The sequence below is a fragment of the Nostoc sp. NMS9 genome (assembly GCF_017114995.1).
In the GTDB taxonomy this organism is placed as follows: Bacteria; Cyanobacteriota; Cyanobacteriia; order Cyanobacteriales; family Nostocaceae; genus Nostoc.
In genome coordinates this window covers 38,547-55,294 of record NZ_JABXKL010000039.1, presented here as the reverse complement: position 1 = coordinate 55,294, position 16,748 = coordinate 38,547, and the positions used below count along the sequence as shown (strand labels likewise).

13 protein-coding genes are annotated in these 16,748 nt (G+C 42.1%); 7 read left to right on the top strand and 6 right to left on the bottom strand.

Going from position 1 to position 16,748, the window contains the following annotated elements; genetic code table 11:
• Positions 1–8: 8 nt before the first annotated feature.
• Positions 9–572: a hypothetical protein gene (locus HWQ40_RS12975; RefSeq protein WP_292778317.1), complete on the bottom strand. Its 564-nt coding sequence runs from the start codon at positions 570–572 to the stop codon at positions 9–11.
• A gap of 193 nt (positions 573–765) precedes the next feature.
• Positions 766–3,282 (bottom strand): hypothetical protein, encoded by a 2,517-nt coding sequence (locus HWQ40_RS12970; protein ID WP_292778315.1) that lies wholly within the window; start codon positions 3,280–3,282, stop codon positions 766–768.
• 828 nt (positions 3,283–4,110) lie between these two features.
• Here HWQ40_RS12970 and thrC (HWQ40_RS12965) point away from each other — a divergent pair.
• Together thrC (HWQ40_RS12965) and HWQ40_RS12960 are read left to right on the top strand one after the other, a co-directional pair.
• Positions 4,111–5,421 (top strand): threonine synthase, encoded by a 1,311-nt coding sequence (thrC, locus tag HWQ40_RS12965; protein WP_292778313.1) that lies wholly within the window; start codon positions 4,111–4,113, stop codon positions 5,419–5,421.
• 87 nt (positions 5,422–5,508) lie between these two features.
• On the top strand, positions 5,509–5,784 hold the full coding sequence (locus tag HWQ40_RS12960) for a ubiquitin-like small modifier protein 1 (protein WP_292778311.1): 276 nt from the start codon (positions 5,509–5,511) through the stop codon (positions 5,782–5,784).
• Positions 5,785–6,030: 246 nt separating this feature from the next.
• Here the strand turns inward: HWQ40_RS12960 and HWQ40_RS12955 are convergent, their stop codons facing one another.
• Both HWQ40_RS12955 and HWQ40_RS12950 read right to left on the bottom strand, forming a co-directional pair.
• Complete coding sequence (locus HWQ40_RS12955; protein WP_292778309.1) at positions 6,031–6,384, bottom strand: hypothetical protein; 354 nt, start codon at positions 6,382–6,384, stop codon at positions 6,031–6,033.
• Between the two features lie 471 nt (positions 6,385–6,855).
• Positions 6,856–8,523, bottom strand: coding sequence for an iron uptake porin (locus HWQ40_RS12950; RefSeq protein ID WP_292778307.1), 1,668 nt, complete (start codon positions 8,521–8,523; stop codon positions 6,856–6,858).
• Between the two features lie 255 nt (positions 8,524–8,778).
• On the opposite strand from HWQ40_RS12950, the gene HWQ40_RS12945 reads away from it, so the two are divergent.
• The gene (locus HWQ40_RS12945) at positions 8,779–11,139 is read left to right on the top strand and encodes a hypothetical protein (protein ID WP_292778305.1); all 2,361 of its coding nucleotides are present in this window, start codon (positions 8,779–8,781) and stop codon (positions 11,137–11,139) included.
• Between the two features lie 79 nt (positions 11,140–11,218).
• On the opposite strand, the gene HWQ40_RS12940 is transcribed toward HWQ40_RS12945, so the two are convergent.
• Positions 11,219–11,413: a hypothetical protein gene (locus tag HWQ40_RS12940; RefSeq protein ID WP_292778303.1), complete on the bottom strand. Its 195-nt coding sequence runs from the start codon at positions 11,411–11,413 to the stop codon at positions 11,219–11,221.
• A 1,064-nt stretch (positions 11,414–12,477) separates the two neighbouring features.
• Between HWQ40_RS12940 and thrC (HWQ40_RS12935) the strand changes: the two genes are divergently transcribed.
• Positions 12,478–13,569 (top strand): threonine synthase, encoded by a 1,092-nt coding sequence (thrC, locus tag HWQ40_RS12935; protein ID WP_292778301.1) that lies wholly within the window; start codon positions 12,478–12,480, stop codon positions 13,567–13,569.
• Between the two features lie 29 nt (positions 13,570–13,598).
• On the opposite strand, the gene HWQ40_RS12930 is transcribed toward thrC (HWQ40_RS12935), so the two are convergent.
• The gene (locus HWQ40_RS12930) at positions 13,599–14,096 is read right to left on the bottom strand and encodes a hypothetical protein (RefSeq protein WP_292778299.1); all 498 of its coding nucleotides are present in this window, start codon (positions 14,094–14,096) and stop codon (positions 13,599–13,601) included.
• Between the two features lie 131 nt (positions 14,097–14,227).
• Between HWQ40_RS12930 and HWQ40_RS12925 the strand changes: the two genes are divergently transcribed.
• The 3 genes from HWQ40_RS12925 (at position 14,228) to HWQ40_RS12915 (ending at position 16,673) form a co-directional block, all read left to right on the top strand.
• A complete protein-coding gene (locus HWQ40_RS12925) occupies positions 14,228–15,127 on the top strand; it encodes a YihY/virulence factor BrkB family protein (protein ID WP_292778297.1) in 900 nt (299 codons plus the stop codon).
• 87 nt (positions 15,128–15,214) lie between these two features.
• Entirely contained in the window at positions 15,215–15,721 is a 507-nt protein-coding gene (locus HWQ40_RS12920) for a DUF4112 domain-containing protein (protein WP_292778295.1), read from the top strand.
• Between the two features lie 19 nt (positions 15,722–15,740).
• Positions 15,741–16,673 (top strand): alpha/beta hydrolase, encoded by a 933-nt coding sequence (locus tag HWQ40_RS12915; RefSeq protein ID WP_292778293.1) that lies wholly within the window; start codon positions 15,741–15,743, stop codon positions 16,671–16,673.
• Positions 16,674–16,748: the final 75 nt, after the last annotated feature.

The window sequence follows — 16,748 nt, the reverse complement described above, 5'->3', positions numbered from 1 at the left end:
CGTCCCAATCAGCGAACTTGGGTTTGATAAGTTGCCTTGACTGTCGTCTTCGCTGCAAGTAACGGAATCTGCAAACGGATATGAGTGTAAGCAGTGGCTGGGGCTGGTTTTGTTTCCACTTTGCCGCCAGGAAGAGTAACTTTAACAGTGGGATTTTCGACAAAGCTACGTCCGCCATCAATGCTGTAAATAACTTTGGCATTGTTTGCGACATTGGTAGAATTCAGCACGTAGACCATTCCTTTAGGAATAGGTTGATTAAAAGTCAAATTCTTTACTGGGCGATCGCTCTTATTTTCGCCACTCAAGGTATATCGCAATACATCTCCTGGTCGCACCACAACTTGACCTTTCAAAGGTTCCCATTTCTGGCTTTGCTTACCTTGCTGATCCTTTGCCACCACCTGCTTTTCTGCTTCTAAACGCAATTGAATTTGCCCTTGAGTTTTGATATTCTGAGCAACAGCACTTTCTGAATGCCATACATTTGCAATTCCCGGAATTTGACCGACAAATGGAACTGTAGCAATGAGAGCGAATGCTCCTAAACCTGCAAGAGAAACACGCTTCATATAAATAACCTCAAAAAAATTCCAGAATGTTGATTGTTGACTTATCTTTCCCAGCTTTGATTCAGAAAAAGTCACTCCCCTATTTGCTTGCTGTTTAGGGGTTGGGGAGTGAGGTGAACTGGTTCGCAAACTTGTTGGCGCAGCCTCTCTTAGAGAAGAGTCTGCGAACTTCAAAGCCCCCAATCCGAACGAATTAGTTCACCTTGCGTTGGAAAGTAAACGTTCTTTGAATACCCGGTGCGATCGTTCCCGTGACAGTATCCACATACTTGGCAACATCAGTGTTTGCCGTACTTCCAGTTTGGTCGATGCCAGAGTTAGTAGCTGGATTACCACTGAAGAATTGAATGGTTGCACTCCCGGAATCCTTAGCTGAACCAACAATGTTGCTAGTATCAATTTGACCGCTGGCATCGTTGTCTTTCGCCCAGTTATTGGGGCTTTGCGTACCATCTTCAGTAATCACAACTTTGTTAGCATTCAAAATCACATTACCGGTTCCAGATTGAGGATCAGAAATATTTGTGTATTGAATTTGGTACTCAATAATGTTTCCTGGCGCAGGCTTTTTCGGATCGATACTGAATATGCCATCATTCCCCTGGACTACAGGTCCAGTTCCTTGTAAAACTCGTGACATTTTCAGCAGTTTCAGGAAGCCAGTGTACACGCGATCAATAGTGGTGTTAAATGAATCAAAGATATTATCATTGGCAGTATCCTTAATTCCATCACCGTTACTATCCGTCGTATAGTTGTTAATCGAAGCAGTGATAGGTACTGGGAAGCCTTTGCTAATATCAGTAGATAACTGCGTGCCTAGAGGTAAATCAACTTCTACACCATAGTTGATAGTTGCATTAGGAGCAAAGTTGGGGATTGTAATTGCTGTACCAGGTGTTGTAAACGCTCCATTATTGTAGGTATAGACAGTAGACAGACTATTATAGGTAATAGTTACCTTCGTACCATTTGGTAAATCTGCTGGTAGCGTTGGCTCTATCTTCAAAACGCCTGGGTCAGTACCACTATTTTTAACTGTGTTGGTGAAGCCAACTGACTGAGGATCGAGTGTACTACCAGGTGCGGTACCAGCAGGAACCAAAGAAGATTTGTTGGTAAAGTCATCGTCGGTTCCACCCGATGGCCCAGTAGCATCCGGGGCATTTTGCGGGCCATTGAGTAATGCTGAAGCAACAGGCGCTTGCACCGTGAAGACGTTAGCCTCACCACCTGCACCAGTACCACTGTTGTTATTACCCGTGTCTGTTCCAGTTTCTGGAGATGCTGGAGTATTAATATAGCCATCATCAACGTTGGCGGGCGGTAGAGTATCGGGAAGACCATCACCATTGGTATCTGTACCCGTAGGAGGTGTCATACTGCCTGGAGAGCCGTTATAGTTGCTGGGATTTTGGTCGCCGGATTCGTCGTACACAGGGAAATTGCTGCTGGGTGTTTGACCAAACAATTGAGCGATATTAGCGACGGTTAAGGGTGAAGATGCAGTTGATTTAACGGCTAGCTGAATCGAGAAGCCATTTACCGTTGTACCAGGAGCGATGGAAGTAATAGTCGCTGGATTATTGATAAAACCAACGCGAGTGACTGAGTCCAAAGCTGGTGCTGTTGTAGTCCAACTAGCTGTATTAGCATTAGTTGTAACTGGAGTAGTGGTATAGACAGTTCGCCAACCAGGAGGTGCAGTTGGTGCTACTGCCAAATCTGTACCCGCGGGAATCGCATCAGAAACCAAGATATAGTTGCCAGGAACGCCATCAACATTGATGCTTGTACCCGTCAAAGCTGCTGGTGTAATTCCTTGCCCTGTGGGATCGTTGGACTCAACTCGCAAACTCAAATCGTAGGTCAACTTGTCATCTATAATCGTAGTTGTGCCAGCATTGTTATAGCCACTGCGAATCTTGAGAATAGTGGCTAAAGCATAGGTCTTCACCGTTAAACCAACCTTAATTTGCTCGGTGGCGCTAGCTTCCCGTGTACCATTAACTGGCGCGCCAGGTACTTCACCAGTAACACCAGTATCGGGGTTATCTACGCTGAACACATCACCACCATCAGGACTCCGCAGTTGGTTTTGAGCATCACCAGGAGTATTACCAAGAGTAACAGTAATGACATCGTTGGTTTGAGCACCAGCTTGTACAGTGACTGGCACGCGCACCAAGACAGTACCGCTAACCGGAACTGAGGGTGTGTCTACACCACCTTGGGGGACGTTTGTCCAAGTTTGACCGCCGTCAGTGCTATATTGCAGACTATTAGCTGTACCACCATTTGGTAATGTGCCAGAAACTGTACCCGGCCCAGTTGTTGTCGCTTGGTTGGGAATGTGGAATTTGGTGGGGTCATTACCAACGTTGGTCAAGGTGTAAGTGTAGATTAGTAAGTCGCCAACTGCAACATTACCGCCATTGTTATCTGTGACTCCAGACGCTGTGACGGTAATCCCAGCAACTTCTGCTACAGTAACTACGACAGTGTTAGAAGTGGCATTTATAGTTGTCCCTGGACTGTTGGGATCTTCGTAGGTTGCTGTTGCTGTGTTACTGATAGATGTACCCGCAGTAGTTCCGTCAGCTAATACTGGTGCAACAAATTGGAAAAGGCTACCAGTTAATAATGCTGTTGCTACTAGAGATTGGTAAAGTTTACGCTGCTTATTTACGGATTGATTTCGATTTACCATAGAAGTAGTTTGTTTGCTGAACTTGTATCTCGGATTTTGAGACAGGATAAAGTTCGGCAATTCGCTTTAAGGAATTACCGATTATGGCTGCCCAAAACTTCAAGGTTTTGGGAATACATATTTAAGGAGTTAAATTATTGACACTCCTTGGAAATTATATTGAGACAATAACCAAAAATAACTTGTCTACTTGTTTTACGCTTATCCTTGAGAATAAAGACTGGCAATCGCAAATATGTGTAATTTATTACTGTATTTTGCTGAATTAGAGATGTAAATAGCAATGTAACTTTTAAAGCAAAAAAAATCTTCCGTATAAATAAGTAACTTCTTTAGCTATGAATGAGTGCATCAAAGCTGAAAAGTTAACTTTATTTTGGCAACACACATAGCAATTTTAGTGGGTTAATTCAGATGCTGAAAACACTAAAACTTATATATGAAAATGTTTTTGAGTCTTTGTTATCAGAAATATATACTGCTCTTTATAATCATTTAGATAAAAAAATTGAAAGTTAACTAAGCGATCTAGATCGCTTAAATAGGATAGCAATTTCAATAAATGCAATTTCGTCATAAAAAAATGCGATTTAATCATAAAAATTTTACGTGTTAATGCTGACTAAGGTCAGCTAGTTTATTTTTTAACAACATTAAATATATACGTGTAAATACTAAAAATAGAGATTACTAGTATTAAAGTTTTACAAGAATCATTCCTCTCAATACCAAACATACCCGATATTTTTAGTCGGGTATGTTTGACTGGTATTTTTGCTCGTGTTAGTATCAGGCGACAAGTGACAGACAAACAGGGAAAGCTAGTTTATGACTCAGGCAATCAAAACCCAAACCCAAACCCAAACCAGCACTGCCTACTTTCAAGCCTTGAAGTGTAAGGAATGTGGTGCGGAATATGAACTCAAAGCCAGTAATGTTTGTGAGTTATGTTTTGGCCCATTAGAAGTTAAATATGACTACAACGCCCTACGTCTGACTGTCACTCGTGAAACAATTCAAGCTGGGCCCAATTCAATTTGGCGCTACCGTCCCTTTTTGCCTGTCGCAACTGACAATGTTATAGATGTGGGAACTGGTATGACTCCCTTAGTTCGTTCCCACCGTCTTGCTCGTCGTCTGGGTCTAAATAAGCTTTATATAAAAAATGATGCCGTGAATATGCCCACCCTGAGCTTTAAGGATCGGGTGGTGTCAGTCGCTCTATCCAGAGCGCGGGAGTTGGGTTTCACTACTGTTTCTTGCGCTAGCACTGGAAATTTGGCAAACTCTACAGCTGCGATCGCAGCTCATGCCGGTTTAGACTGCTGTGTGTTCATCCCCGCAGATTTAGAAGCCGGTAAAATTATCGGTAGCTTGATCTACAGTCCCACCCTCATGGCCGTCAAAGGCAACTACGATCAAGTCAATCGTCTCTGTTCAGAAGTTGCTAATACACATGGCTGGGGTTTTGTCAATATTAATCTGCGTCCTTACTACTCTGAAGGTTCCAAGACGCTAGGTTTTGAAGTTGCAGAACAACTAGGCTGGGAACTACCCGATCATGTGGTTGCTCCTTTAGCATCTGGTTCGCTCTTTACAAAAATTTATAAAGGGTTCCAAGAATTTGTCGAAGTTGGTTTAGTAGAAAGCAAGAGCGTCCGTTTCAGTGGCGCTCAAGCTGAAGGTTGTTCGCCCATCGCCCAAGCCTTCAAAGAAGGACGCGACTTTATTAAACCAGTTAAACCGAATACAATTGCGAAATCGCTAGCGATTGGTAATCCAGCAGACGGTATTTATGCTGTGGAGCTAGCTCAGAAGACTGGTGGTAACATTGAATCAGTCAATGATGCCGAAATTATTGATGGTATCAAGCTGCTAGCAGAAACCGAAGGTATCTTCACAGAAACTGCTGGTGGTACAACCGTGGCCGTGCTGAAAAAACTGGTAGAAGCTGGCAAAATTGATCCAGATGAAACTACCGTGATTTACATCACTGGCAATGGTTTGAAAACTCAAGAAGCAATCCAAGGCTACGTTGGCGAACCCTTGACTATTGATGCGAAACTCGATAGTTTTGAACGTGCGCTAGAGCGATCGCGTACTCTAGATCGCTTGGAATGGCAACAAGTCCTCGTTTAATTAGGAGTTATGAGTTATGAGTTTTTTATTCATGACTCCTAACTCTTAATTGTATTCCTCACTTTTAACTCTTCACTTTGTACTTCTATGGCTGTAACAGTTTTAGTTCCTACGACTCTTCAGAATTTGACTAATAACCAAGCTAGTCTAGAATCCAACGGTAGCACCATTGCTGAATTATTGGACTCCTTAGAACAAAGCTTTCCTGGTATTAAATCTCGGTTGTGCGATGAAGAAGGCAAGCTACGTAGATTTGTAAATTTTTACGTCGATAGTGAAGATATCCGCTATTTAGATGGTATAAACACAACTCTTAAAGATGGTGATGAAGTAAGTATTGTCCCAGCTGTCGCTGGTGGTTAATACACAAAATACCAAATTAAGATAGAAGCCTAACTAGACAAACCTTGCAAGATTGCCTCGTTCCCAGTCGCTGACTGGGAATGCCCAAAGGGCTGCGGCCTCTCTTACTCGCGGTGGAGAGAATAAAGCCAGCATTTCCAGATGATTATAGGTGAAAACGAGATTTTCTCCCATATTTTGGCTTAAGTTGACACTAATAAGTAATATCGTACAGCTTATCTTGTGAGACTTATTTTGCTTAGCTAACTATACAGCAACGATTTGAGCAAGTCTTTGTTGCCAAGACTCATTGTTATCAATAGTTAAGATAATCCGCTTGTAAGATTCATCTCGCAATTCAATGGTTAAATAATTTATCTCTCGGTTCACATACCAAAACTCTTTACCCCTGTTAGTGTAATAAGTTCCAGCCTTAATCACTCCAGGAACAAAGCTACCAGGGGCACGCAATTCTCGCCAATTACTTTGGGGTTCGGCTGTTGTAACTTGTTCAATATGCGCTAGTGATATTTGCCAAAGCTTATTCAAACGAACAGCTAGCAGTTGCTCTTTAAACGTAAATTCTATCTGCAATTTATCATCAACTATACTTAGGTTCATGATGAACTTTTTTGTCAGTAATTTTTGTCTAGTATTACCTACAAAAGCCCGATCATAAACAGTATTTCTTGGGGATTAGCAAGTGTCAAAATTATTGATTATGACTGTAAAAATATTTATAAAAAACTAAAATATGATACTAAATATATGTAGCAATTCTATTTGAGTTGCAAACGTCGACAGATTAAGATTTCTTTTTGTACGTAACGTAAGTATATCCAACAGATTTCAGCATATTTGCATACATACTATAGGAAGATGCCCGATGAATACAATTATGAGTAAATTAGTTTGCAATGTTGTTATACACTGGATTTATATAGAGGTTTGGCGGTGAGTCAAACCTTTTTTTATATCTATTGAAAATCAGGCATGAGTCGTTAAAAAAGGAATTTTTATTGTTTTTTTTGCCCAATTGGGTATAAACATCTGTCAATACTTAAGTTCTATAATATTTATCTACAAGCAGAATTAAAAAGTAAAAGTACTCCGTAGAATACCAATAGTAACTGAGTCACTATCTAGTGTGTTACCAGGCTGTATAAGATGAATTATCCCTGGTGTAATACTGATATTATCTGTTAGCTGGAAACGATAAAATGCCTCGATTTGAGTGGTTGTACCTGGCTGTCCACCTGCACGTCCTAAACCTGTATTGACAAAATCAGGGACATTATTCCCTATAGGTAAATCGCTACTAGTGATTTTAGGAGGTTGACCGACATAAATTCCTCCTAAATTTCCTTTAGCAAATAAATCAGGGAAATTCAGAAACACCATATAATTTGTCGTTTCTACACTTCCCGATTGCCCAGGAATATAAGATTTAGTATAACCACCCCACGCACCTGCGCTAATGCGGGGAGAAATTTGCCAAGTCAGAGTCGCACCCACGGCGTTAGTTTGTAGCGGTGCTGATTTTCCGGTAGTGGTATTAACTGTAGTTAAGCATTCATCACCAACAAAGGTTAGCAAACAACCATCTGAAGCATAATTATTAACGTAATACAAACTTAAATCTAGAGTATCGGTTGGTGTCAGCAGTAATTGCACACCTGTAGTGGTGGTTCCATCAAATAAACCGCTACCTTTACCGGGATTTCCTGGTTGATAACTAGTATAAATTGCCTGCAAACTAGCGCGTTTAGCAAATTGCCAATCAATAGCTATACCACCGTGACCATATCCCATATTTAAAATTGGGTTTCTTTGGGCAAAATAAGATAATGGCCCTGTTGCAGCACTTTCTACCCGATTGGGGCCTCGGAAAGCATATGGCATACTTACGCCTTCTGTTCCTACCATTACTGCTAATTTATCTGTCACCAACCAATGAAAATTTAAGTCACTTACAATCAAGCTATCTGTAGGAAATTCGTAGCCAAGTAGAACATCATTCCGAGAAACACTATTGGTAAATCTAGGTGTAGTTTTTCCGTTACCATCTAAAAGACCTGTAAACAAGTAACTACTGGGAGTGATTTGACTAGTTAAATACAGCTGCGCCAGAGATATAACATTAATGTTTGTCCCGGCATCATCTGTATCCTTTTGTCCATCTCTAGGATTCACATCACCACGATTGTTAGTTCGTCCTTGAATACCAACTATCAGTAGTCCACTGAGTTTAGTTGTTGTTGAGAATTGGTTGGCTTTGATTTCAGCAGTTTTGCCTTCTAAATTATCGACACGACCCCGCAAAGTTGCTAATTCAGGGGCAAATTCTGACTGTAATTTTTGTAATGTTGCTAAATCTTCGCGAGTCACTAAATCGCTGGTGGCTGTAGTGATTAATTCGTTGACTCTATCTAAACAAGCGTTTACACCCGCAGCAAATTCATACCGAGTTAAGGCGCGATTACCGCGATAGCTGCTATCTGGATAGCCGGCTATACAACCATAACGTTCTACCAAAGATTGCAAGGCTTGGAATGCCCAATCGTTGGGTTGTACATCCTTGAGTTGAGATACCGATGTAACTTGCGCCATCGGTTCTTCTGGAGAGAGGGAGGGGGATGCTCCCATAATATTATCGCCCTTAACTCCTATCTCCTGAGTAGTTTCTGAATTGATGTACTCTTGTGCTAATGCTTTTTGTGCAACTCCATTTACTCCCGCAATTAGTAACCATGCGAGCATCCAGGTTTTGCGATGACTGCGGCTAATAAATCTACCTTTCAATTTTTTACACTCTGCTCACATACTTAAGTGAAGAGTGTATTCGCGATCGTCTAGGGTTCACATGGGGACATTTACGGATTTTGTCCCAAATTAGACTTAATGCTTCTGGGCAACTTTTGCAAGGGCGAGTATAACAGGGTATTGGGGAGTGGGGACTGGGGACTAGGAAAGAGTTTCTCAATCCCTAATCCTCAATTCTCTAATCCCGAATCTATGGCAAATCGTTCACGCAAGCTGACGCCAAAAGCCTCTAAATCAAATCAACTTCGTGCTGGTGCGATGAAACGCGTCGTTAAAAAACCTCAGAAAAAGCTAAAACGAGGAAGTTGGTTGTCGTCAATACTAGCGATCGCAATTCTGTTAAGTAGTGCTAGTCTAATTATGGCTTTTGCCTGGATTAGTGTTCTCTTCATCTTCAATCCAGACGAGGTAAGCTGGCTAAATAAAATTTTACCTGCATGGGCACAAGTCCCCCTTGGTAAACACGAACGCCCCCAAACTATCAAACAAATTCAACTCGATTTGAGTAAAAAAAACCAAATATTTGGGGAAACTCTGCCTCTACATCAGGATGTGAAAACCTCATTTTTACTACCAGTTTTTCAACAACGTGCTAATTGTCAATCTGATTGTGAAGAACTTGTGGAACTCAGGGTTTACGAACGCTCAGAAGAGTTAGAGTTTAAATCTCAATCAGAAAATTACTACTATTTAGCAACTCAATTGCCTGTAACGGGCCCAGATGAATCCTTTGTAATTTCTTCTTTGCTTGATGGAACATCAGAACCCCAGGATATCAGTATTCCCCTACCTTTAACTGAAGTGCAACGCTTTGAAGGTAAGACACCATCATCAGGCGTTTGGTTTGATTTGCGGGGTAAACGCCAACAAGGAACTGGTTCTATCCGCTACGGTTACGTCGTATACTACAATCCAGAACGCACGAATTTACTACAAATGTTGTCTTGGACTAGTCCTAATGGACAATTGCCCAAATGGCAGCAGGTAACTGGTGATGGTACAAAAGAGTTAGTTGTCGATCAAACAGTAGGTTTAGAACCGCACTTACAGGTTTACCAAGTCAAACCTTTAAAGTTATTCCTCAAACCAATTCAATTGGAGGCGATTACCCTCAAATCATCGACCTTCAAGGATACTGGATACCAAAACGCCCTGTCAATTGCTCGTAGTGGATTGTGGACACCAGCCTTTGAATGGTTGAAATTCATCAAGAAACAGCGCAAAGGAGTTTTACCAGAAGCCGCACAAGCGCAAATGGATTTGATTCGCTTGCATTCCCAACTTACTAAAACCCAAGCCCAGAAAATTTGGGCAAGTCCTAGTCAAGAAGTGCTGGCAGATTTGATTGATGGTCGCTGGGAGAAAGCTTTACAGGTGTTTGAAGCGTCGCCACATAATGCCCAAGAAATTGCTACTCTACTCAAAGCTGATAAAAAACGGTTGTGGAATCGCACAGTGGCGGCGTTGCAGGTGAACCCAAATAAACGAGAGGTGCAAGCTTGGTTCGCGTTAATTTTAGCAGTTCAACGGGGAGAAGGACATGCTAATTCTTGGTTAAAGGCGCAACCAAAAATTACAAAAGAGAATCTTGACTATATTCAAGGTTTGTTGGCAAGACTCAATGGTGAGGGTACAAAGTCGCAAATATCCTCTACTCACCCTAGTCAAATTGTTGGTACGGTGCAACCCATTACTCAAGTTACCAACACCGAGTGGCTGCAACCAAATTCCCCAGCAGATTTGAAACTTACGGATAACCAATTTTGGTATCAGGTGGAGGTGAGTGCATTTAACGACGGGAAACGCTGGCTGAATTTCCCCTTTGAGAATTTCAACCCCCCGAAAACTGACGCCGCCAAATTTCTCTGGAAAATCTTGGGAATTACTTCTGACCCAGAAATCCAGATTGTAGTCTGGTTGCCAAATGGAGAACAACAAATTACCATAGCTGCTATCAAAGCGGTGCAATTACAGGGTAAAGTTTTGCGCCTATTAGCTGCTGGCCCAAAAATTCCAGATAATCAAAATGATGCTCTTCAACCCAAACCTTTAGCTTTGACAAATGCAGCACTGGAATGGGTGCAACCATCTCCTATTACTTTACGAGAGCTGCATCAACAAAATCCCCAAGGGGTGAAAATAATGCTATCGAGTTTGTGGCAATCTTTGCAGCAATCTGGTGAAGTTCCATCTGGTGCTATTCCTAGCTTTGAACAGATGCAGGAAAAATTGGGTGATTGGCCCGTTCAAGTGATTGATTTAACAAATAACGCTCAACCAGAAATAATACTGACTATCTCACCAGAAGCAATAGCATCCCTGAATCAGCCGACACCTGAAATTCAGAGAAAAAACACAGAACAAGGCCGTGACCGGACTATAATTTTCTCTGATGGAAATAAAATCATTTACACTGATTTTACAGGAAATTACTTACAAAGACTCTCTGCGATCGCCAAGCTTTCAGGGGTGCAATCCTTAGCTTTACTGGTAGAAAATGCTCATAACTACAGTTTGAGGCGCTGGTCAGAGAAAAATCAGCGCTTTGAATAGCACACCCCTGACTCAAATTCCCCCTTTACTCAAATTTAAATTAGAGAGGGGAAAAGCGATCGCTATCGACAAGACTGACTTACTCTTCTTTTTGGTTGGTTTCGGCTAGACGTTGGTGCTTCAGGTTTTCCAATTGCTGCAACAGAGAGTCTACCTCTGCTTGTAAATGCATCAATTTAGCTTGCTGATCGTCTTGATAATAAGACTTGGTTAACTTACTGACCCAGGCAGTCTGGGACTCGCGATCGGAAACATTAGATAAATAAGTAGGCATCGCTAATTCAATCCACAATTTAACTCACACCATTAGAAATATTATAATAATGCTCTTTTAAGCTTTATTACATTATTGTATATTTTCAATCAATTACCCTAATGGATTTGGGGTTCAATCATAAAAGACGGTGATTATAATGGCTGTGTTCCAAAAAAAGACACTGACCCAAGTGTGTAAAGCTTCCTTCCACTGGATGGTACTTAGGAATAGTTAATTTATAGTCTGTCAATTATGGTTGTACAAATGATTATCGCCGTTTTTGGGGAATTTACGCAAGAAATTATATGTAGACTATATCAAGAATTAAGCTAAATCATGAAAAAACGTAGGGCGAAGCACTTGCACTTAGTGCAGTCTCTCGTAGAAAGGGAGGTGGAAGGCTACCATCAAAAAGAAACAGCCTCTTAAGTATTTTCCTATCTTCACTGAAACGAATAGCGTGGGAAAATACATAGATGCAGTTGACTAAAATAAGTCAGTAAAAGCAACTTTAACCACGGATAAATAAGAGTTTCAGAGAGTTATGACGTAAGTCTGATATAGGAATCCGGTTTGATTCCTGAATTTACTTGTATGGACAGGGAACAGGGAATAGGGAATAGGATAGGTACATACTGAGTCTTGTTCAAAAGTCAAATAAGAGTCCTATAGATTTGCAGATGATTTTTCACCTCGTCAGTATCCTCTAAGGAATAAGAATTAAATAACATACAATTTATGTACTTGGCTTACCTCACCCCCAATCCCTCTCCTTATAAAGGAGAGGGAAGCTAGATACAGGATGAAGTTTTGCATTTTTTTTAATTCATGTTCCTAAGCTAATTTATTAAATCGAAGGTCGCCGTGGCGGTTTATGATAAATTAACGTTCTAAATAAAAATAGCAAGTGAAACGCCTGCACCACAAAAAATAATATTCTTAACAAGATTCTTTTGGATTAGGGAACTTCTGAACAGGCAATTGGTAACGAAAAATTTACTTTCTTCCTCTTTCCCATTTTGCGCTTCCCTATCCCACCCTTTCTAAATATCCAATCCTTACATTAAGAAATTTTAAATCCCGTGACTTTGAGCCTGTCTGTTGCTACATCTCATCGCCAACCCTGGCCCGGACTGATAGAAGCCTATCGTGAATACTTGCCTGTCAGCGAAAAAACACCGATTGTCACTCTATTGGAGGGCAACACACCTCTAATACCAGTGCCAGCGATCGCAGAACGCATTGGCAGACAAGTACGGGTTTTTGTAAAATACGACGGTTTGAATCCTACCGGCAGCTTCAAAGACCGGGGGATGACTATGGCAATTTCCAAGGCTAAGGAAGCAGGGGCAAAAGCAGTAATTTGTGCTAGCACGGGCAATACCTCAGCCGCCGCCGCCGCTTATGCCAGACGTGGAGGCATGAATGCCTTTGTACTGATTCCCGACGGTTATGTGGCGCTGGGCAAATTAGCCCAAGCATTACTGTACGGCGCAGAAGTATTGGCAATTAAAGGTAATTTTGACCAAGCTCTAGAAATTGTCCGCGAGATGGCCGAAAGCTATCCGATCACTTTGGTGAATTCGGTCAATCCCTACAGGCTAGAAGGACAAAAAACAGCAGCCTTTGAAATTGTCGATGCATTGGGTGATGCACCAGACTGGCTGTGTATTCCCGTGGGAAATGCCGGAAATATCACAGCATATTGGATGGGATTTTGTCAATACCATCAAGCCAGAAAGTGCGATCGCCTACCCAAGATGATGGGATTCCAAGCCGCAGGAGCAGCCCCCTTAGTCCACGGTCAGCCAGTGGCGCATCCCGAAACCCTAGCGACAGCAATTCGCATCGGCAACCCTGCAAGTTGGGAATTAGCGATCGCAGCACAAACCGCCAGTCAGGGAAATTTCCACGCCGTTACCGATGCCGAAATTCTCGACGCTTATCGACTTTTGGCAGCATCAGAAGGTATCTTCTGTGAACCTGCTAGCGCCGCTTCTGTCGCTGGGTTGTTGCAGGTGAAAGACCAAATCCCCACAGGGGCGACAGTAGTTTGTGTACTCACAGGCAATGGACTAAAAGACCCAGATACAGCCATTAAACACAATCACAGTCAATTTCAACAGGGTATCGCAGCGGAACTGGGCGCAGTAGCCAAGGCAATGGGATTTTAGGGCATTGGGCATTGGGCATTGGGCATTGGTTATTTCTCCCTTATGCTCCCCTGCTCCCCTGCTCCCCTGCTCCCCTGCTCCCCTGCCCCTGCTCGTTCGTGTGTCAAGCTATCGATAGCATCACCCAAGGCAGTAGTAAGGCTATTGCGAGTTTGGGCGTGGTTGTCCTGCTCAGTTTTCAAAGCTTGCAAGAGGCGATCGCGTTCTTTGATCGCGGCGATAAGTTTAGCTTGCAAGTCTTCCACAGATTTTAGCTGTTCTATTTCTTGTTGAATAGCTACTGGTGTCCCAGCAGCCAGTGTGTCTACTTCAAAACCTTGCAGTTTATGCAGTTCTGCCTTGAGGGAGGCGATCGTCTGTTGGGAAAGTTGGGTATCTGTGCGGCGTTGTTCTGCTTCTGTATTGTAAAGCTGACGCCATTTTTGGGCACTTTCCCAAGCCGTATCGCGCTCGTGTTGCAGCTGTGCCATCTGCTCTTTGATTACCTGGATTTCTGTCAACCACTGTTGTGTTAAATCTTGATTCATAGATTAATAGTCATTAGTTAGGAACTCTCCCCCACTCTCCACTCAGTATTCTTGCGGTAGAAAGATAGATGCGATCGCTACGCAAAATTTAGCACAGTAGTTAATAAACCCAACCGTTTTAACTCTAAATTATGCCAAAGCCTCGTTTTTTTCGCTTCTTTCGCCACCTCAATTGGCGCACGCTCAAAAAAACTTTTTCTAGGACAATCGAAAGGCGACTTTTGGGACTCGCCTCGGAAATCGCCTTCAATGCCATGCTATCGCTGTTTCCAGCAATTCTTGCTATCATCACAGCCATTGGCTTATTGGCGGAATCTTTACAAAATACCTTTAAACAACTGGCGGCACAACTAAGTCAAGTCCTACCTGAACAAGCCCTGGATCTGATTCGTGATTTTGCTACCACAGAAATTACTAACTCCAAAAACAGTGGTTTATTTTCTCTAAGCTTTGTATTAGCAATTTGGACTGCTTCTGGGGCGGTGAGTACCGCGATGACAGCCCTCGATCAAATCCATCAAATTCCCTCAGAAAACATCCGCCCCTTTTGGAAAGCCAAGCTTGTCTCTCTGGGATTAACAGTCGGTACTATGTTGCTTTTAGTATTGGCTTCTTTCTCAGTGTTTACCAGTGACTGGCTTTTGGGAATAGTAGTGCGCGAAAATAGTTCTTTGGTCTTTTTGTTGCATCTTTGGCTACTGTTACGCTGGCCTTTAGCTTTAAGTATTGTCGCTGTCGCCTTTGGCTTTGTCTATCGCTATGGCCCAAGCAAATGGAACTCAGGCACGCCAATGATGCCTGGAGCAATTTTAGCAGCTGTTTTTTGGGCAATGTTGTCTGCCCTATTTCGGCTGTATGTGGCGAATTTTGGCAATTATAATAAAGTATATGGTGCTGTAGGAGCTGTGATAGTTTTAATGCTCTGGCTGTCAATGAGTGCTGCTGTTCTGTTAATCGGCGATCAGTTGAACGTGACAGTCGGCGAAGATATGCGCTCAAAAGCCCAGCCGCAATCGCAAGTAAAATATTAATTCGTAAATCCCTGAGAAAATGATTGCAAAAGCTCAGTAGGGGAGTAAAATATCTAACGATTCAATACAAAGTTAGCGATCGCCTCTATGCCTGATTCTCCTCCTCGATTTTCGATGATTGAACCTGATGCCAAAGCACCCACCTTAAAGCGCCTGCGTCAGTTAAGTCGGTTGCTGGATAATGCTATTACCATTCCTGGCACAAAGATTGGTTTTGGTTTAGATCCAATTTTAGGACTCATACCAATTGGTGGTGATTTTTTGGGAATAATGTTTTCTAGCTACATCATTCTAGAAGCAGCACGGCTAGGCGTATCTAGAGCCACTCTAGGTAAAATGGTTTTGAACGTAATCATTGATGGCTTGGTAGGCGCTGTCCCAGTTTTGGGAGACTTTTTTGATTTTGCCTGGAGAGCTAACACTAATAATATCAAGCTCTTGGAAGAATACTTAAAGTTTCCCAGCGAGCAAAAGAGTGCAGACAGATGGTTTATCTTTGCCGTTTTAGCTGGATTGTTGCTAATCTCCATTGTCTTAGTAGCATTGCCCGTGATCCTAATTAGAATCCTGTGGAGCGCCTTTACAGGCGGTTAAATTGTTTATTGATAAAAGAATGAAAGATTGGTGGCAAGCTACTTTTCCTAAAGGGCGGCAAAGTCTAGTTATTAGTGATGCTAAAGGCTATCCTATACAAATTGCTTATGGCGAAAAAGGTAAAGGTAAACCGCTAATTTTATTACATGGTATGGGGAGTTGGAGCTACAATTGGCGTCACAGCGTCGCACCATTATCTAAATATTACCGAGTAATTTGTTTTGATGCCAAAGGTTTTGGTTTTTCCGAAAAACCATTGTCTCGTAAAGAACATAACGGTCATCAAGTTATTGAGTTTCAAAGAATTATTCAGGCATTATGTGATGAACCCGCAGTGATTGTGGCCGAATCTCTAGGGGGATTAGTTGCCCTTGCTCTTGCTCAAGAAAATCCGCAGTTAATCGGACGGCTGATAGTAGTAAACGTACCTGTTTTTGCCGAACAGCTACCCCATTGGTCTATGTGGTTGCTTGCCCAAACCCCCCTAGAAGTAATGCAAACAATTGACTCTTTACGTCTGACATATCTGTTTGCACCTTTATTTAGAGAAGTTATGGCAATAGAAAGACGTGGGGTATTATTCGATCCTTCAATCTTGACGCAGGAAGATATCTATTGGATAACTTACCCATTTACTGAATTGCCTGGTACGATCGCAAAAGTCGCCGAAGAGTTACAAATAGCCGCGCGAGAAATTGAGAATTGGCAAGCAAATAAGCCAAATATGCTCACTAAAATTCAAAATAATCTGAGTGCAATTAAGTGTCCTACACTAGTTTTGTGGGGTGAGCAAGATAGTTGGTTTCCTGCTAGTCATGGTAAAAAATTACATCAACATATCCCCAATTCCAAATTACAGATTTTATCTAACTGCTGTCATGATGCCTCAACTGGGGCTTCTGAGGTGTTGAATAAAACGATTCTTGAGTTTTTACAAGAGACTAACTTCTGAAGAAGAATTCAGTAATCTTTTAGTAGGGGTTTTAGATCTGGTGATTCAGACGCTCTCTACGTTCGCGCAGCGTGT